Annotated in this window: 15 protein-coding genes and 1 pseudogene; 3 read left to right on the top strand and 13 right to left on the bottom strand. The window is 64.6% G+C overall.

Annotation, left to right across the window (positions count from 1 at the left end):
• Positions 1-26: 26 nt before the first annotated feature.
• The 12 genes from nudB to L5014_RS05350 all read right to left on the bottom strand — a co-directional run bounded on the left by nudB (position 27) and on the right by L5014_RS05350 (position 13973).
• Positions 27-512, bottom strand: a complete 486-nt coding sequence (gene nudB / locus L5014_RS05405; protein ID WP_238462562.1) for a dihydroneopterin triphosphate diphosphatase — start codon at positions 510-512, stop codon at positions 27-29.
• A gap of 223 nt (positions 513-735) precedes the next feature.
• Complete coding sequence (gene aspS, locus L5014_RS05400; RefSeq protein WP_238462561.1) at positions 736-2541, bottom strand: aspartate--tRNA ligase; 1806 nt, start codon at positions 2539-2541, stop codon at positions 736-738.
• A gap of 62 nt (positions 2542-2603) precedes the next feature.
• Positions 2604-3236: a DUF502 domain-containing protein gene (locus L5014_RS05395; protein ID WP_238462560.1), complete on the bottom strand. Its 633-nt coding sequence runs from the start codon at positions 3234-3236 to the stop codon at positions 2604-2606.
• A gap of 75 nt (positions 3237-3311) precedes the next feature.
• On the bottom strand, positions 3312-3668 hold the full coding sequence (locus tag L5014_RS05390; protein WP_238462559.1) for an FmdB family zinc ribbon protein: 357 nt from the start codon (positions 3666-3668) through the stop codon (positions 3312-3314).
• A 213-nt stretch (positions 3669-3881) separates the two neighbouring features.
• Positions 3882-4541: a methyltransferase domain-containing protein gene (locus tag L5014_RS05385; RefSeq protein WP_238462558.1), complete on the bottom strand. Its 660-nt coding sequence runs from the start codon at positions 4539-4541 to the stop codon at positions 3882-3884.
• Between the two features lie 81 nt (positions 4542-4622).
• Entirely contained in the window at positions 4623-6200 is a 1578-nt protein-coding gene (gene ubiB / locus L5014_RS05380; RefSeq protein ID WP_238462557.1) for a ubiquinone biosynthesis regulatory protein kinase UbiB, read from the bottom strand.
• 3 nt (positions 6201-6203) lie between these two features.
• Complete coding sequence (locus tag L5014_RS05375; protein ID WP_238462857.1) at positions 6204-6875, bottom strand: ubiquinone biosynthesis accessory factor UbiJ; 672 nt, start codon at positions 6873-6875, stop codon at positions 6204-6206.
• A 187-nt stretch (positions 6876-7062) separates the two neighbouring features.
• On the bottom strand, positions 7063-8076 hold the full coding sequence (locus L5014_RS05370) for a Tim44 domain-containing protein (RefSeq protein WP_238462556.1): 1014 nt from the start codon (positions 8074-8076) through the stop codon (positions 7063-7065).
• Between the two features lie 36 nt (positions 8077-8112).
• Positions 8113-8844: a bifunctional demethylmenaquinone methyltransferase/2-methoxy-6-polyprenyl-1,4-benzoquinol methylase UbiE gene (gene ubiE / locus L5014_RS05365; protein WP_238462555.1), complete on the bottom strand. Its 732-nt coding sequence runs from the start codon at positions 8842-8844 to the stop codon at positions 8113-8115.
• 101 nt (positions 8845-8945) lie between these two features.
• Positions 8946-9359: a gamma-butyrobetaine hydroxylase family protein gene (locus L5014_RS05360; RefSeq protein ID WP_238462554.1), complete on the bottom strand. Its 414-nt coding sequence runs from the start codon at positions 9357-9359 to the stop codon at positions 8946-8948.
• 72 nt (positions 9360-9431) lie between these two features.
• A complete protein-coding gene (locus tag L5014_RS05355; RefSeq protein ID WP_238462553.1) occupies positions 9432-9863 on the bottom strand; it encodes an HIT family protein in 432 nt (143 codons plus the stop codon).
• Positions 9864-9905: 42 nt separating this feature from the next.
• Positions 9906-13973, bottom strand: coding sequence for a DUF3683 domain-containing protein (locus tag L5014_RS05350; RefSeq protein ID WP_238462552.1), 4068 nt, complete (start codon positions 13971-13973; stop codon positions 9906-9908).
• Between the two features lie 586 nt (positions 13974-14559).
• Here L5014_RS05350 and ilvA point away from each other — a divergent pair.
• The 3 genes and pseudogenes from ilvA to queF all read left to right on the top strand — a co-directional run bounded on the left by ilvA (position 14560) and on the right by queF (position 17939).
• Entirely contained in the window at positions 14560-16086 is a 1527-nt protein-coding gene (gene ilvA / locus L5014_RS05345; protein WP_238462551.1) for a threonine ammonia-lyase, biosynthetic, read from the top strand.
• Between the two features lie 12 nt (positions 16087-16098).
• Positions 16099-17004: pseudogene (locus tag L5014_RS05340) on the top strand (5'-nucleotidase); the annotation flags it as partial.
• 110 nt (positions 17005-17114) lie between these two features.
• Positions 17115-17939, top strand: coding sequence for an NADPH-dependent 7-cyano-7-deazaguanine reductase QueF (queF, locus tag L5014_RS05335; protein ID WP_238462550.1), 825 nt, complete (start codon positions 17115-17117; stop codon positions 17937-17939).
• Between the two features lie 91 nt (positions 17940-18030).
• Here the strand turns inward: queF and mtgA are convergent, their stop codons facing one another.
• A complete protein-coding gene (mtgA, locus tag L5014_RS05330) occupies positions 18031-18837 on the bottom strand; it encodes a monofunctional biosynthetic peptidoglycan transglycosylase (RefSeq protein WP_238462549.1) in 807 nt (268 codons plus the stop codon).
• Between the last annotated feature and the right edge of the window lie 28 nt (positions 18838-18865).

The following is an 18865-nucleotide window of genomic DNA, read 5'->3' as shown; positions in this document are numbered from 1 at the left end:
GGTGCCAGATTCCGTGCCGGTGTCGCTCACGTGTGTGCTCCACGAAGCTTTTCGAGCCGCCCGGGCAGTTGCAGGATCGCCTCGCGGTTCGACCACGAGAAGCACTGCGCCGCCGCCTCTTCATAAGGCAGCCATCGATACGCGACATGCTCGCGCGGCGCGAGCGTGACGACCGTGCCCTCGGGCACCTCCAGACTGAACCAGTGCTCGGTATTGCGCGTAACGCCCGGCGCATAGCGGTGCCGCCACACTGGGTAAATTTCGTACTCGATCTCGTGCTGCCAGTCGCGCAGCGCACGCTCGGGTACGCCCGGCGCCCCGACGACGATGCCCGTTTCCTCGCCCACCTCGCGCACGGCCGTCTCGGCAAACGGCTCGTCGAGACTGTCCTTCGAACCCGTCACCGACTGCCAGAACCCCGGCCGGTCGGCGCGCTCGATGATCAGGACTTCGAGCCGCGGCGTATGAATGACGACGAGTACGGATTGAGGAATCTTCGGCGGCTTCTGCATGGCGATTAAGCGCGATGGTGCGTCTTGGGGATGCGCCGCGCGACGCGTGGACCAACACGTAAAAAAACGCGCGGCGCTTTAGCTTTAGTAATGAATTTAACGCAAAAAGCAAAAAAGGCGCACGATGCGCCTTTTCTGTGTTGCGTTGCGTGACACAAGAGCCGGCCCGCGGCTCATGCGTACACTGCGGCGCCCCGCCTTATTGCACCGCTTATTGCCTCGCTTACTGCGCCGTCTTCTGCTCGGGCTGACGCAGACGGATATGCAGTTCGCGAAGCTGGCGCTCGTCCACTTCGCTCGGCGCCTGCGTGAGCAGACACTGGGCGCGCTGCGTCTTCGGGAACGCGATCACGTCGCGGATCGAGTCGGCGCCGGCCATCATTGTGACGATGCGGTCCAGACCGAACGCGATACCGCCATGCGGAGGCGCACCGTACTGCAGCGCGTCGAGCAGGAAGCCGAACTTCGCACGCGCTTCTTCCGCACCGATCTTGAGCGCGCGGAACACCTTGCTCTGCACGTCTTCCTGATAGATACGCACCGAGCCGCCGCCGATTTCCCAGCCGTTCAGCACCATGTCGTAAGCCTTCGCGAGGCAGCGGCCCGGATCCGTTTCGAGGTATTCCAGGTGCTCGTCCTTCGGGCTCGTGAACGGGTGGTGCGCGGCCACGTAGCGGTTTTCTTCCTCGTCGTATTCGAACATCGGGAAGTCGATGACCCACAGCGGCTTCCAGCCCTTCTCGACGAGGCCGTTGGCCTTGCCGAACTCCGAATGGCCGATCTTCAGGCGCAGCGCGCCGAGGCTGTCGTTCACGACCTTCGCGCGGTCGGCCGCGAAGAAGATGATGTCGCCGTCTTGTGCGCCGGTGCGCTCGATGATCGCGGCGATCGCGGCGTCGTGCAGGTTCTTGACGATCGGGCTTTGCAGACCGTCACGGCCCTTCGCGGCTTCGTTGACCTTGATCCACGCGAGACCCTTCGCGCCGTAGATGCGCACGAATTCCGTGTAGCCGTCGATGTCGCCGCGCGAAAGCTCGGCGCCCTTCGGCACGCGCAGCGCCGCGACGCGGCCGTCCTTCGTGTTGGCCGGTGCGCTGAACACCTTGAAGTCGACGTCCTTCATGGCGTCGGTCAATTCGGTGAATTCGAGCTTCACGCGCAGGTCCGGCTTGTCCGAGCCGAAGCGGCTCATGGCTTCCGAGTACGGCATGATCGGGAACTTCGCGTCGAGTTCGACGCCGATCGTTTCCTTGAACACGTGACGCGCCATGTCTTCGAACAGGTCGCGGATTTCCTGCTCGCCGAGGAACGACGTTTCGCAGTCGATCTGCGTGAATTCGGGCTGACGGTCGGCGCGCAGGTCTTCGTCACGGAAGCACTTGACGATCTGGTAGTAGCGATCGAAGTTCGCCACCATCAGGAGCTGCTTGAAGAGCTGCGGCGACTGCGGCAGCGCGAAGAACTGGCCCGCGTTCACGCGCGACGGCACGAGATAGTCGCGCGCACCTTCCGGCGTGCTCTTCGTGAGCATTGGCGTTTCGATGTCGATGAAGCCGAGCGAGTCGAGATACTTGCGCACGGCCATCGTCACGCGGTAGCGCAGGCGCAGGTTGTGCTGCATCTGCGGACGGCGCAGGTCGAGCACGCGATGCGTAAGGCGCGTGGTTTCCGAGAGGTTGTCGTCGTCGAGCTGGAACGGCGGCGTGACCGACGCGTTCAGAACCACGAGTTCGTGGCACAGCACTTCGATCTTGCCGCTCGTGAGGTTGGCGTTGACCGTGCCTTCCGGACGGTTGCGCACGAGACCCTTGACCTGGACACAGAATTCGTTGCGCACGCCTTCGGCGGTCTTGAACATCTCGGCACGGTCGGGGTCGCAGACGACCTGGACGAGGCCCTCGCGATCGCGCAGATCGATGAAAATGACGCCGCCGTGGTCGCGGCGACGCTGCACCCATCCGCACAGCGAAACAGTTTGGCCCAGCAGCTGTTCGGTCACCAGACCGCAGTATTCAGATCTCATCGACATGATGTTCGTCTTTCGTTGTGCATGAATGAACGGAGGCGCCGTATGCGGCGCGGCGTCCGGTATTAAAGCGGGGGATCGATGGGGCGGCGAGCATTCGCGACCGGCGCGACGACGCCCATCGAAACAATATACTTGAGCGCGGCGTCGACGGTCATGTCGAGCTCGATCACCTCGCTCTTCGGCACCATCAGGAAAAAACCCGAAGTGGGATTGGGCGTGGTCGGCACGTAAACGCTCACGTGCTCATCTTGCAGATGGTTCACCACGTCGCCGCCCGGAATGCCGGTGAGGAACGCGATGGTCCAGGAGCCCTTGCGCGGGTACTCGATCAGGAGCGCCTTGCGAAAAGCATTGCCATTGCTGGAAAGCAGTGTATCGGAAACCTGCTGGATGCTTCCATACAGCGGACCGATGATCGGGATGCGGCGCACCAGCGCATTCCACCATTCGACCAGCTTCTGGCCGATGAAATTATGCGTGAGCAGCCCCACCACGAAGATGAACGCCAGCGTGAGCACCGCGCCGAGACCCGGCAGATGGAACGGCGGCCGCCACGACTCCGGCAGCAGCAGCAGCGTCTGGTCCATCGTGCCGATGACGAGATTCAGCACCCACAACGTGATGGCCAACGGCACCAGCACGAGAAGGCCGGTCAGGAATACCGATTTGAAAGTCGCTTTCTTGATCGTCGTCATGTACACGCCATCCGGGCCGCGCGCGACGCGCGGCGCTTGGCGCGGCCGGGCTCCGGAGAGCCGGGCCGCAAGGTTTCAGGAGGAGCCAGCGGTGCTGGGCGCCGAGCTAGCGGGAGCGGCGGCGGACGCCGCTGGCGCGGCTGCGCTCGTGCCCTCGCCCGCCGGCTTGCCGCCCTCGGACGACGATGCGCCCTCGGCGGACTTCGCGCCGGTTGCAGCAGCGCCCGTGCCAGCGGATTTGCCGCCGTTGCCGCCGCGGAAATCGGTGACGTACCAGCCCGAGCCCTTCAGCTGGAAGCCGGCCGCAGTGACCTGCTTGCGAAATGTGTCCGCGCCGCAGCTCGGGCACTGCGTCAGGGGCGCATCGCTGATCTTTTGCAGGACGTCCTTGTCGAAGCCGCACGACTCGCAGCGATAAGCGTAGATCGGCATGATCTCTTTCCTGATGAAACGGGTGAAATTCTGATAAAAGCTTGCAAAGCCTTGAATTATAGCCGGAAACGCGCCCCTGGCCCGGTAATTGCCGGTCAGGGGCGCAGAATGCGGCTCGGGCTTAGTTGGGGGCGGCTTGCGCCCGATCAAGTGCGCGTCTGTGCGCGTCTGTGTTTTCACGCGCGCGGCGCGGCGCGGCGGCGTTATCCGGCGTTATCCGGCGTTGTGCGGCGCGGCCGGTGTGCCGTTGCGCTGCCACGTGAGCCAGCGCTCGCGGCCGACGAACACCGGGAGCGAGCCTTCCACGGGTTGGTCGTCGAGCAGCGTGAAATACGGCATAAGGAGCGCGTCGAGCTCGCCGCGCGCGATGCCGAAAGGCGGTCCCTTGGGCGTGTCGCCGATAAAGAAGAAACCCGCCAGCAACGCACCAGGCGCGAGCAGCGCCGCCATGCGCTGCGCGTAGCGCGGCCGGTGCGCCTTGGGCAGCGCGCACAGAAACGCGCGCTCGAAGATCCAGTCCGGCGCAAAAGGCGGCGTGTACGTATAGAAGTCCGCTTCCTCGACCACATCGGCAAAGTTGCCAAGCGCCGCGCGCGCGCTCGCCACCGCCGACGGCGCGAAATCGATCGCGCGCACCGCACGGCCGCGCTCGGCCAGCCAGCGCGCTTCCCAGGCGTTGCCGCAACCGGGAATCAACACGGCGGCAGCGGGGTGTGCGACAGCGAAGGCTTCGAAGGCCGGCTGCACGCCAGCCTGGTCCCACGGCGTGAAGCCGCGCTCGAAACGCTCGTCCCAGAACTCGCGCGCGCCAGGGTCGCGCGTCTCGAATTCGGGCACCTCGCCCGACTGGCCTGGAAAGGTCGGCTCGCTCATCGTTTCACTCCTTGTCTGCTGTGCTTTCGGCCTGCTTTACGCCTGGCGGCCCACCTCAACCGCCTCACCGTATCCGCCGCCTCAGCCACCATAGGCCAACGCCAGCCACATATGCGCGGCGACCATGCCCACCCCCACCGCCACGCCGAACACTACGAGACCTTGCAGCAGGCGGTTGGTGCGGCGCTGCTCGGCAAGAATCTGGCGAATGGTGTCGTCGTTGGCGAGGTGCGTGGGGTCCTGGCGATGCAGCAGCATCTGGTGCACGAGACGCGGCAACTGCGGCAGCGTCTTGCTCCACTGCGGCACCTCGATCTTGAAACGCTCATACCAGCCGCGCAGGCCGATCTGCTCGGTCATCCAGCGCTCCAGATACGGCTTGGCGGTTTTCCAGAGATCCAGTTCCGGATCGAGCGAGCGCCCGAGGCCCTCGACATTGAGCATGGTCTTCTGCAGCAGCACGAGCTGCGGCTGAATCTCCACGTTAAAGCGCCGCGAGGTCTGGAAGAGGCGCAGCAGCACCTGGCCGAGCGAAATATCCTTGAGCGCGCGGTCGAAATAGGGTTCGCAAACAGCGCGGATGGCGCTCTCGAGCTCCTCGACGCGCGTAGTGGGCGGCACCCACCCCGACTCGATGTGCAGCGTGGCGACGCGGTGATAGTCGCGCTTGAAGAACGCGAGAAAGTTCTGCGCGAGATAGTTCTTGTCGAAATCCGAGAGCGCCCCGACGATGCCGAAATCGAGCGCGATATAGCGCCCGAAATGCGCGGGGTCGAGGCTCACCTGGATGTTGCCGGGGTGCATGTCGGCGTGGAAGAAACCGTCGCGAAACACCTGCGTGAAGAAAATTTCCACGCCTTCGCGCGCGAGCTTCGGAATGTCGACGCCCGCCGCGCGCAACTTGTCGACCTGGCTGATCGGCACGCCCACCATGCGCTCCATCACGAGCACGTTGGGGGTGCTGAACTCCCAGTACATCTCCGGCACGAGCAGCAAATCGAGTCCCACGAAGTTGCGGCGCAACTGACTGCCATTGGCGGCCTCGCGCATGAGGTCGAGCTCGTCGTGCAGGTACTTGTCGAATTCGGCCACCACCTCGCGCGGCTTGAGGCGCTTGCCGTCGGCCCACAGGCGCTCGGCCCATACGGCGAGATCGCGCAGCAGCAGCAGGTCTGAATCGATCACGGGCCGCATGTTCGGGCGCAGCACCTTCACCGCCACCGCCTTGCCCGCGTGCTGGCCGGACTTCACCTTCGCGAAGTGCACCTGTGCGATTGAGGCGCTCGCCACGGGCACCCGCTCGAACTCGTCGAACAGCACGTCAACGGGCGCGCCCAGCGATTTTTCGATGATGTCGATCGCCACCTGCGATTCGAACGGCGGCACCTGGTCCTGCAGCTTCGCGAGCTCGTTTGCGATGTCGAGCGGCAGCAGGTCGCGGCGCGTGGAGAGCACCTGGCCGAACTTCACGAAAATGGGCCCGAGGCTTTCGAGCGCCAGGCGCAGCCGCACGCCGGGCGGTTGATCGAACTTGCGGCCGATGGTAGTGATACGCAGCAACAGCCTGACGCGCCGGTCATTGATCCGGCTCAACATCATTTCGTCGAGACCGAAGCGGATGACTGTAAAAAAGATCTTCAGGAAACGCAGAAAACGCATGTCTTAGTGGCCTGTTGTCTGGCTCGGGCCGCGCGGTGCGGCGCCCGACGGCACCGCCTGGGTACCGTGCGGTACGCCACGCGCTTGTGATTTTTGTTCAATGCGCTCGATGCGCTTCTCCACGCGCGCCAGTGCGTCGCGCGCGCGTGACAGCTCCGCGTTGAAGCCGTCGAGTTCGGCGCGCCGCACGAGCTGCGGATTTTCGTCGAGCAGATATTCGGTGACGGAGCCGAGCACGTTGCGCCCCGTGCGCAGCGCCTGCTCATGCACGGCGCGCGCAAGCGTCGCGACGCGCGAAGCCGGCGCGTCGCCGATCAGCTTCGCAAGATCCTCTTCGGGCTCCCAACGCAGGTGTTCCGCCAGCTTGCCGATGATCTGCGCGAATTCCGCGTCGCCCTCGATCTTCACGTGCTTCATGACGGTGGACTGGCCGCCCTGCACATACGAAGAAAGCGCGCCGGCCGGCAGCGAGAGCGCGACGTCGGCGCACCGCGCGTCGTGCTCGTCGACCGCGGCAAGGTAGCCATCGGGCTCCACGAGCAGCGTGAGCACGACCGGCGGACACGACAGCTGCGCCGTCTTGCCGGCATAAGGAGCGAGGCGGTCGCGAGCCCACGATTCGCGGGCGAGCAGGTGATTGACGGCGGCGGCGAAGGGCTTGGCGGCGAGAGTCATCGGCGTGGAATAAAGAAACCCGCGCAAGCTCCAGCTCGCGCGGGTTCCTATTGTAGCGTTCGCGCCGTCCGATCGCGCCGCGCAGCGGCCTTGTTCAAATGGCCTGGGCCATCCGACTAACGTGTGCAAGCGCGTGCAGCCGGGCGGCGCAGGATCAACGCCGCATCAATGCCGGCTCATTGGCGTATCAATGAGCCTCGACCTGCTGGATGCCGGCCAGCAGCCAGCCCTCGCCCGACGTGCGCGACTTCGAGAGATTCCAGATCTCGACGAACGGCGCGGCGGTAGCGCCTGCCTCTTCGCGGATCAGACCGGAGAAGCGCACGCTTGCGAGATATTCGTTGCCACGCTCTTCCACCGCGAGCACGTCGGCGTTGAGCTGAACGACGTCGGTCTGATTGGGCTGCGTGCCGCGAGCCGAAAGGTCCACACGGATCTCGGCGAACATTTCGGGCGTGGTGAACTCGCGAATGTCCTCGACGTTGCCCACGTCCCACGCGGCCTGCAGGCGCACGAAATAGACCTTTGCGTTGCGCAGGAACGCCTCGGTGTCGAAGCCGGCCGGAACGGCCGGCGCCGTGTCGATCTGCGGCGTGGTGAGCGGATTGGCTTCAGGCGCGAGGTATTGGCCCGTGGGCGGCGCCGTATAGCGCGGCTCCGGCTGCTGGTAACCGCCCGTCTGGTTCATGCCGCCCGAAGGCGGCAAACCTGCGCTACCCGTTTGATATGCGGGCTGCGGCCCACGACGACGATTGGTGAACTTGCGGATCAGCCAGATCGCGACGAACGCGAGCAGCGCGATCACAATCGCATTCGCCATCATGCTGGCAAACGCCCCGCCGAGACCGAAGTGCGACAGCAGGGCCGCGATGCCGAGGCCAGCGGCGAGGCCTGCGATGGGCCCGAGCCAACGGTTGCGCGCCGGAGCGGGCGTGGGCGCCGGCGTGCCAGGCGCGCGCTGGGCGCCGGCCTGCTGCGCGGGATTTGTTGGGCTGGGTTGGGCCGGCGGCGGCGTGGTGCTGCGCTGCGAGGCCACCGACGACTGCTGGCCGAAACTGCGGCCGCCACCCATGCGGCGCGCCTCGGCGTCGAGTGATGCGACACTGCCCGCGACGATCACGCCAATCACGGCCAAGGTTCCGATCCGCCTGGCCCACGATACTGAAAGCTTTTTGGAAGCAATGGTTCGGGACTCAGACATGGCGGAATTTCCTTTAAAGACAGAGAGTTGGGAACACTAATACTTTGTGCCGACGTGTAAGGCTACCACGCCAGCTGACAAATTGTAATATTTGACGGCATCGAGGCCGGCTTGTTCCATCATCGTCTTCAATGTTTCCTGATCCGGATGCATGCGGATCGATTCGGCGAGATACCGGTAGCTTTCAGCATCTTGTGCAAAACGCGCGCCCAGCCACGGCAGCACCTTGAACGAGTACACGTCGTAAGCTTTCTTGAGCGGATCCCAGACCTTGGAGAATTCGAGCACGAGCAGGCGCCCGCCCGGCTTGAGCACGCGGCGCATCTCGGCAAGCGCGGCGTCCTTGTGCGTCATGTTGCGCAGGCCGAAAGCCACCGTCACCACGTCGAAGTAGTTGTCCGGAAAGGGAATTTTCTCCGCGTCGCAGAGCAGCGCGGGCGTGATCACGCCACGGTCGATGAGCCGGTCGCGGCCCACGCGCAGCATCGACTCGTTGATGTCGGTGTGCCAGACCTGGCCGGTCGGGCCAGCCTTCTTCGCGAACGCCATCGAGAGATCGCCCGTGCCGCCCGCGATATCGAGCACTCTCGCGCCCGGCCGCACATTGGCCTCTCCGATCGTGAACGCCTTCCAGGCGCGATGCAGCCCGCCCGACATCAAGTCGTTCATCAGGTCGTAGTTCGAGGCGACCGAATGGAACACGCCGGCCACCTTCTTCGCCTTGTCCTGTTCGTCGACTGTTTCGTAGCCGAAGTGGGTTTTGCTCATCGCGCTCGTCCTTTCGCGGGTCTGACCGGATCGTGTCCAGGTCTTATTGGATGAAGTGCGGCGCGTGGGCGCCGCGGCGGGCAGGATCGTAACAGGAAGCGTCAGTGGCAGTGGCCGTGCGCAGCAGGCGCTGGCGCCATGGGGGTGTCGCGCTCGACGCCCGCGGCCTCGAGCTTCGCGAAATACTCCGCCCAGAGTGCGTCCTGGCGCGTCGCCAGTTCGTAGAGCTGGTCCCAGGAGTAGATGCCGGTATTGTGGCCATCGGAGAAGGTGGGCTGCAGCGCGTAGTTGCCGACGGCCTCGAGCGCCGTGATCGTCACTTCGCGCTTGCCCGTTTGCAGCGTTTCCTGGCCGGGTCCGTGGCCGCGCGCTTCCGCCGATGGCGTATAGACGCGCATCAACTCGAACGGAACGCGGTAACTCTCGCCATTCCCGTACTGGAGTTCGAGCACGCGCGACAGCGCATGCACCACGATGCCAGTCGGCACCGGCGTATCGGAATTCAGTCCACTCATGATTATTTCTGTCCCTCCCTCTGTGTCGCCAGCACGAACAGGCATTGCACCCGCACGCGCATTGCGGCCTGCTCAGGCGAGCGCCTGCTCGATTTCCTGACGCACCGCGTCGCGCAAGAGCGTGGCCTGTGCGCGGCGCTGCCCGAGCATGGCCTCCGAGACCGTGCGCTGGCGCGGCGACCACACCGACATTGGAAAATGCGCGTCGTTCGTGAAGCGCGGAATGATGTGCCAATGCACGTGCGGCACCTGGTTGCCGAGGCTCGCGAGATTCACCTTCGATGGCTGCATCACGCGGCGCAGCGCACGCTCGACCGCGTAGACCGCGCGCATCAGATGTTCCCGGTCTTCGGCGCCCAGATCCGAGAACTCGGCGACATGCGTATTCCAGATGACCCGGCAAAAGCCGGGATACTCGGCCTCGGCGCTCGCGAGCACGACACGCATACGCTCGTCTTGCCACAGCACATCGCCGCCTTCCTCATTGCAGAATACGCATCCCATCGTCGTCCTCGAACCCGTGTTACGGAAAAATTTGCGCTGCCATTAAACCAGCACGCGCTCGATTCCGCCATTGTTGGCCTTCTGAACGTAGTCCGCCATCCAGTTTTCGCCAAGCACGTGTCGGGCGATTTCCACCACGATGTAGTCGGCTTCGATGTTGGCGTCCTCGTTGTACCGCGACAGACCCTGGAGGCACGACGGGCAGCTCGTCAGAATCTTCACATCCTGCGTGCTGCCCTGCCCGCCCGCTTCCTGCTGCGTGGCCGGCTGCACGCCGTTCTCACCGCTTACACCACTCGCGACGATTGGAATGCCGCGCAATTTCGCGGCGCCCTTGCGGATTTCCTCTTCCTTGCGGAAACGCACCTGCGTCGAAACGTCCGGACGCGTCACCGCGAGCGTGCCCGATTCGCCGCAGCAGCGCTCGTTCTTCTCGATTTTGTACCCGTCCTTTTCGGAACCCATGAGCTCATTGACGAGCTTGACCGGATCGATCGTCTTGATCGGCGTGTGGCACGGGTCGTGGTACATGTAGCGCGTGCCCGACACGCCATCGAGCTTGATGTCCTTCTCGAGCAGGAACTCGTGAATGTCGATGATGCGGCAGCCCGGGAAGATCTTGTCGAATTCATAACCGGCGAGCTGGTCGTAACACGTGCCGCACGACACCACCACCGTCTTGATATCGAGGTAGTTGAGCGTGTTCGCGACGCGGTGGAACAGCACGCGGTTGTCCGTGACGATCTTCTCGGCCTTGTCGAACTGGCCCGAGCCGCGCTGCGGATAGCCGCAGCACAAGTACCCCGGCGGCAGCACGGTCTGCACGCCGGCCTCCCAGAGCATCGCCTGGGTGGCGAGGCCCACTTGCGAGAACAGGCGCTCCGAGCCGCAGCCCGGGAAATAGAACACCGCCTCCGAATCCACGTTCGTGGTCTTCGGATTGCGGATGATCGGCACGATCTTGTTGTCTTCGATGTCGAGCAGCGCCCGCGCCGTCTTCTTCGGCAAGTTGCCCGGCATCTTCTTGTTGACGAAGTGGATCACCTGCTCGACCACGGCCGGCTTGCCCGTGGTGGCGGGCGGATGCGCCGTCTGCTTCTTCACGACCTTCTTGAGCAGGTCGTTGCCGAGGCGCTGCGCCTTGTAGCCCACGCCCATCATCGCTTCGCGCGCGAGGTTGATGGTCCGCGGGTTGGTCGCGTTCAGGAAGAACATGCCCGCCGCGTTGCCCGCGTTGAACTTCTTCTTGCCCATCTTGCGCAGCAGGTTGCGCATGTTCATGGTGACGTCGCCGAAGTCGATCTTGACCGGGCACGGCGTCACGCACTTGTGGCAGACCGTGCAGTGGTCGGCCACGTCGTTGAACTCGTCCCAGTGCTTGATCGACACACCGCGACGCGTCTGCTCTTCGTACAGGAACGCCTCGACCAGCAGCGAGGTCGCGAGAATCTTGTTGCGCGGGCTATAGAGCAGGTTCGCGCGCGGCACGTGCGTGGCGCACACGGGCTTGCACTTGCCGCAGCGCAGGCAGTCCTTCACCGACTCGGCAATCGCGCCAATGTCGGACTGCTGCATGATCAGTGACTCGTAGCCCATCAGGCCGAACGACGGCGTATAGGCGTTGCGCAGGTCGGCGCCGTCGAGCAGCTTGCCCTTGTTGAAGCGCCCTTCCGGATCGACGCGCTGCTTGTAGGCGCGGAACTCGGCGATCTCCTCGTCGGTGAGGAATTCGAGCTTGGTGATGCCGATGCCGTGCTCGCCCGAAATCACGCCGTCGAGCGAACGCGCGAGCTTCATGATGCGCGCGACCGAGTGGTGCGCGTCCTGCAGCATCTCGTAGTTGTCCGAGTTGACCGGAATGTTGGTGTGCACGTTGCCGTCGCCGGCGTGCATATGCAGCGCCACGAACACGCGGCCACGCAGCACCTTCTTGTGGATCGCCTGGGCTTCCTCAAGGATCGGCTTGAACGCGCCGCCATTGAAGATCTGGCGCAGCTCCGCGCGAATCTCCTGCTTCCACGAGATGCGCACCGTGCGGTCCTGCGTGACGTGGAACACGGTCGCGTCGGGCTGCACGTCGGTGCGATCGGCGAACTTCTCCGCCAGCGCCTCGTAGCCCAGTTGCACGAGATAGTGCTGCGCCTCGCGCAGCGGCATGTCGAGCTTCTCGCCCACGAAGGTCCAGCGCTCGCGCACGCGCTTGAGCAGGTCGAGCGCCTGCTGCACGCGGTCTTCGAGCAGTTCCGCCGACGGAATCTCGTTGGCGTCGTCGGTCTTGCCCGCATCGACAAATGAGGGCAGCTTGCCTTCCTTGAAGAACGCCTCGAGCGCGTCGATCAGTTGCAGCTTGTTCTTGATCGACAGCTCGATATTGATGCGCTCGATGCCGTCCGTGTACTCGCCCATGCGGTCGAGCGGGATCACGACGTCTTCGTTGATCTTGAACGCGTTGGTGTGCTTGGCAATCGCGGCCGTGCGGCTGCGGTCGAGCCAGAAGCGTTTGCGCGCCTCGGCGGAGACCGCGACGAAGCCTTCGCCGCTCTTGCCATTGGCCATGCGGATGACTTCCGAGGTGGCGGCGGCCACGGCATCGGCGTCGTCGCCGACGATGTCGCCGATCAGCACCATCTTCGGAAACGCGTTGCGCTTGCTCTTGGTCGCGTAGCCCACGGCGCGCAGATAGCGCTCGTCGAGGTGCTCCAGACCGGCCAGGATCGCGCCGCCCTTCTTCGACGTCTCGAACAGATAGTCCTTGATCTCGACGATGCTCGGAATCGCCTCGCGCGCCTGGCCGAAGAACTCGAGACAAACGGTGCGCGTGTGCGCGGGCATCTTGTGCAGCACCCAGCGCGCCGACGTAATGAGCCCGTCGCAGCCTTCCTTCTGCACGCCCGGCAGGCCTGCGAGGAATTTATCGGTGACGTCCTTGCCGAGCCCTTCCTTGCGAAAGCGCTTGCCTTCGATGTCGAGCCATTCGGTGCGCAGCAGCTTTTCGCCGGGCGCGTGCTCGCCGTCGAACCACTTGAGCTCGAAGCGCGCCACGGGAATGTCGTGGATCTTGCCAAGGTTGTGATCGAGTCGCGTGACTTCGAGCCAGTTGCCCTGCGGATCCACCATGCGCCACCAGGCGAGGTTGTCGAGCGCCGTGCCCCAGAGCACGGCTTTTTTGCCGCCCGCGTTCATCGCGACATTGCCGCCGATGCACGAGGCGTCGAGCGAGGTCGGGTCGACGGCGAACACGAAGCCCGCCGCGTCGGCGGCCTCGGTCACGCGGCGCGTGACGACGCCCGCGCCCGAGAAGATCGTCGCGACCTTGCGGTCCACGCCTGGCAGGTCGGTCATCTCGACAGGACCGAGCTGCTCGAGCTTTTCCGTATTGATGACGGCCGAGAACGGCGTGAGCGGCACCGCACCGCCCGTGTAGCCCGTGCCGCCGCCACGCGGGATCACCGTGAGGCCCAGCTCGAAGCAGGCCTTGATGAGGCCGGCAATCTCGGCTTCGGTGTCGGGCGTGAGAACCACAAATGGGTATTCGACACGCCAGTCGGTCGCATCGGTCACGTGCGAGACGCGCGCGATTCCGTCGAAGCGGATGTTGTCCTTCTGCGTGCGGCGGCCGAGCACCTTGGTGGCGCGGCGGCGCAGATCGGCCATCTTCTCGAATTCGGCGGCGAAGTCGTCGATGGCGCGGCGCGTGGCGCCGACCAGCGTTTCCACGCGCGCGGCGCGGTCCACGCCTTCTTTGTCGGCGTGCTCCTGGAGGTCGGCGCGGCGGCGCTTCTCGATTTCGGCGAGGCGGTGGTTCAGCGCCTCGATCAGGAGCGCGCGGCGCTTCGGATTGTCGAGCAGGTCGTCCTGCAGATACGGATTGCGGCGCACGACCCAGATGTCGCCGAGCACCTCGTAGAGCATGCGGGCCGAGCGGCCGGTACGGCGTTCGGCGCGCAGCTCGGCGAGCGCGTTCCATGCGTCCTCGCCCAGCAGTCGGATGACAATTTCGCGATCCGAAAAGGAGGTGTAGTTATACGGAATCTCGCGCAGGCGCGGTTCGACGTCGGCGGCCACGGCGGCGGCAGCGCCGTGAGGATCGAAAACTTGAGGTGCGTTCATGGTTGGACGACTCGTAGTGTCAGCTCCGCACATGTGGCTGGCTGGCCGGCATGGCAGACGCTGACGGGGCGCGTGGGGCGCTATTCTGAAATCGTGTCCGCCGGTGGCTCGCGGCTAGCGCGCGCTGTTGGCTGAAAGCGGACTTTAAGGGTGGGGAAGCATGGCGGCTGCACTCACGCCGATGGTTCCCCGGCGCTCGGACTTAGCGGCACGATCGTGCGTGCCGGACGTGCCGCTGCGCTGCGGGGCGGGTCTCGCGCCGCGCGGGCATCAAATGGGCTGTCCGAGTCTGCCAGTGCATCTTCCGATCCTTGTTTCAAAAAGCGATTTTAACGCATGATCCGCGCCCGCGCTGACGGTGCCGGGAACTTTGCCATCTTGCAAACGCCAGTCTCTTTCATTCGCGCGACAGGCGGGTGAACCGGGCCTGACATCTCCATGAAGCGCCATGCCTCAATGGATTCGCCGTCCGGATAGTCGGGAATTGACCCGCTGTTGGCACGGTCATTGGCACGGTCATTGGCACGGTCATTGGCGCTATCATTTGCGCTTTCCCGTCCAATCCCGCGCCCGACGCGGCCCTCGCATGGCCTCCCACGACGATTATCTGAAGAAAGTCCTCACCGCCCGCGTCTACGACGTGGCCCGCGAGACCGAGCTTGAGCGCGCGCCGAACCTCTCGGTGCGCCTGCGCAACACGGTCCTGCTCAAGCGCGAGGACAACCAGCCCGTGTTCTCCTTCAAGCTGCGCGGCGCCTATAACAAGATGGCGCACCTCACGCCCGAGCAGCTCGAGCGTGGCGTCATCACCGCCTCGGCCGGCAACCACGCCCAGGGCGTGGCGCTTTCCGCAGCGAAACTCGGCGTGAAGGCCGTGATCTGCGTGCCCATCACCACGCCCCAGGTCAAGGTCGATGCGGTGCGCGCACACGGCGGCCCCACCGTCGAGGTCGTGCAGGCCGGCGAATCGTACAGCGACGCCTACGCGCACGCCGTGCGCCTGCAGAACGAACGCGGCCTGACCTTCGTGCATCCGTTCGACGATCCGCACGTGATCGCCGGCCAGGGCACCGTGGCGATGGAGGTCCTCAGCAAGCATCAGGCCCCGATACACGCGATCTTCGTGCCGATCGGCGGTGGCGGACTCGCGGCGGGCGTGGCCGCCTACGTGAAGGCGGTGCGTCCCGAAATCCGCGTGATCGGCGTGCAGACCGACGACTCGTGCGCGATGGCGCAGTCGGTGAAGGCGGGCAAGCGTGTCGAGCTGACGGAAGTCGGTCTGTTTTCGGACGGCACGGCGGTCAAGCTCGTGGGCGAGGAAACTTTCCGCTTGTGCCAGCAGTATCTGGATGAAGTGCTCACGGTCGACACCGACGCCCTGTGCGCCGCGATCAAGGACGTCTTCCAGGACACGCGCAGCGTGCTCGAGCCGGCGGGCGCGCTGGCCGTGGCGGGTGCGAAGCAGTACGCGGAGCGTGAAGGCATCGAAGGCAAGACGCTGGTGGCGGTCACCTCGGGCGCGAACATGAACTTCGACCGCATGCGCTTCGTGGCCGAGCGCGCGGAGGTGGGCGAAGCGCGCGAGGCGGTGTTCGCGGTGACGATCCCCGAAGAGCGCGGCAGCTTCAAGCGCTTCTGCGAACTGGTGGGCACGCGCAGCGTGACCGAGTTCAACTACCGCATCGACGACGCCGAGCGCGCGCACATCTTCGTGGGCGTGCAGATCCGCAACCGCGGCGAGTCGCAGACCATCGCTCAGACTTTCGTCGATCACGGTTTTCCGTGCGTCGATCTCACCGGCGACGAACTCTCGAAGCAGCACATCCGCTACATGGTGGGCGGGCGCTCGCCGCTCGCGCATGACGAGCGCCTGTTCCGCTTCGAGTTTCCGGAGCGTCCGGGCGCGCTGATGCGCTTCCTTTCGTCGATGGCGCCGAACTGGAACATCAGCCTGTTCCACTACCGCAACCAGGGCGCCGATTACAGCTCGATTCTCGTGGGCATCCAGGTGCCGGCGGCCGAGGACGCGGAGTTCCGGCGCTTTCTCGCCACGCTCGGCTACCCGCAATGGGAAGAGACGCAGAATCCCGCTTATCGGTTGTTCCTCGCATAAAGCACGACGATCATGCCCGTTTCGCTCTCCGACAAGCTCGTCGTCGCCATCTCGTCGCGCGCGCTCTTCGACTTTGAGGAAGAGAACCGCGTCTACGAGACCGGCGATCTGCGCGACTACGAGGCGCTGCAGCGCGAACGCCTGAACGTGCCCGCGCGGCCCGGCGTTGCATTTGCGTTGATCCGCAAGCTGCTCGCGCTCAATTCATGTGGAAACAGCCGCGCACATCACGTGGAAGTCGTGATCCTCTCGCGCAGCGACCCCATCAGCGGGCTGCGCGCGTTCAGCTCGTGCCGCGAGCATCAGCTCGACATCCAGCGCGGCGTGTTCACGCGTGGGCGCGAGCCGTGGCGTTATCTCAAGCCGCTCAACGCGTCGCTGTTTCTTTCGGCAAACCCCGAGGACGTGCGCGGCGCGCTCGACGCAGGCTTTCCCGCCGCACGCGTGTTCCCAGAATCGGCGACAATGTCGGAACGCAACGCGCACGAGATTCGCATCGCGTTCGACGGCGATGCGGTGCTGTTTTCCGACGAAGCCGAGCAAATCTTCCAGCGCGAGGGTCTGGGCGCCTTCGTGAGCCACGAGCGCGACAACCGCGAACTGCCGCTCGCGCAAGGGCCGCTCAAGCCGCTGCTCGAAGCACTCGACCGGCTGCAGAAGCTCGCGGATGCCAACGCGACCATGCGCATCCGCACCGCGCTCGTGACGGCGCGCTCGGCACCCGCGCACGAACGCGCTATCCGCACGTTGATGGCCTGGAACATCGAAATCGACGAAGCGATGTTCCTCGGCGGACTCGACAAAGGCCCGTTCCTGCGCGAGTTCGAACCCGACTTTTTCTTCGACGACCAGATCCGCCATTGCGAATCGGCCCGCTCGGTCACGGCGACCGGTCATGTGGCAAGCGGCGTGGCGAATCCCGCGAACCTCGCGAATCCGGTGGACGCAAACCGCACGGCGCGCGCGAGCGCAACGAGCGACGCATCGAAAGACGCACCGAAAGACGCACCAACTGAAACCAGCGCATCATGACTCCCGAACAATCCCCGCTCGGCAAAGCTGCCAAATACACCGAGCAGTACGACGCCTCGCTGCTGTTTCCGATCCCGCGCGCGGCTGCGCGCGAAGCGATCGGCATTGGCGCGCAACTGCCCTTCTTCGGCACCGATATCTGGAACGCGTACGAACTTTCGTGGCTCAACGCGCGCGGCAAGCCGCAGATAGCCATCGCAACGTTCTTCATTTCCGCCGATTCGCCCAACATCGTCGAATCGAAGTCGTTCAAGCTCTATCTGGGTTCGTTCGCGCAAACGTCGTTCGAGTCGGCCGAGGTGGTGCGCGACACCATCAAGCGCGACGTGTCCGCGGCCTGCGGCGCGCCGGTTTCGGTGCGGCTCGACCAGCCGGGCGCGTTCGGCAAGATTCCGTTCGAGGAATTCGACGGCCTTTCGCTCGACCGGCTCGATCTGGACACCGAGATCTATCACCCGGACCCGACGCTGCTCAAGGCAGCCCACGACGAGTCGCCCGTGGAAGAGACGCTGTTCTCCAACCTGCTGAAGTCGAACTGCCCCGTGACGGGCCAGCCCGACTGGGGCAGCGTGCAGATCCACTACGTAGGGCCGCAGATCGATCAGGCGGGGCTCCTGCGCTACATCATTTCGTACCGCAATCACACCGGTTTTCATGAGCAATGCGCCGAGCGCATCTTCATGGACATCCTGCGCGAGTGCAAGCCGGACCGGCTTGCGGTGTACGCACGCTACACGCGGCGCGGCGGCCTCGACATCAATCCGTTTCGCACCAACTTCAATATGCCGATGCCCGACAACGCGCGGCTTGCGCGCCAGTAAGCCGCAATAGACGGAAGTTCATGAAAAAAGCGCCGGTTCGTCCGGCGCTTTTTCGTTTGAGCGGAAATCGCTGCCTATGCCCACAGCGAGGCTATTGCGACGACGGCGGAAGTTCCGCGGCGCCCATGCGGCGCGCGATCACCCTGGCGCGCTGGGCGAGATACGGCGAGTTGCGGTGCTCGTCGAAATATTTCGGCTGCGGCAGCATGACCGCCAGCCGCGCCGCCTGCCAGGGCGAGAGCTTCGCGGCCGTCGTGCGGTAGTAGTAACGCGCGGCGGCCTGCGCGCCGTAGACCCCATTACCCCACTCCACCGAATTCAGATAGATCTCGAAGATGCGCTCCTTGTCGAGCAGCGTCTCCAGCATCCACGTGATGATGAGCTCCTGGCCCTTGCGGATATAGCTTTTCTGCCGCGATAGGAACAGGTTGCGGGCAAGTTGCTGCGTGATCGTCGATCCGCCGCGCACGATGCGGCCGCGCTTCTTGTTCCGCTCCCACGCCTGCAGGATGGCATCGGTTTCGTAGCCGTTGTTGTTGGCGAAGTTGGCGTCCTCGGACGCGATGATCGCGCGCTTGAGGTTGCGCGAGATCTGGTCGTAGGGCACCCACTGGTGCTGGACGTCGAGATCGGGACGGTCGGCGGAAAGGCGCGCCTCGTCGGTGCGCATGAAGGCCGTGGATTGCGGATCGGCAACATTCCAGACGGCGATCTGCGCGAAATAGAAGAGTTGCGTCGCGACCCAGGCGACGCCGAACACCAGCACCGCATAGACGAGCCAGCGCAAAACACCGGGGCGCTTCGCGCTCAGCGCGGCGACACTGTGGGCGAATGGCCCATCGTGGCGTCCGTTGCGCTGCAGCCCTGCTGCATGCGGCCCCGAGGCTTCTCTACGCATGGCGTCGCGACTCCCTTGTTGTTGTGGT

Source organism: Paraburkholderia tagetis, assembly GCF_022213065.1.
GTDB lineage: Bacteria > Pseudomonadota > Gammaproteobacteria > Burkholderiales > Burkholderiaceae > Paraburkholderia > Paraburkholderia tagetis.
The sequence above is the reverse complement of the archived record's forward strand: the minus strand, read 5'-3'. Positions and strand labels throughout refer to the sequence as shown.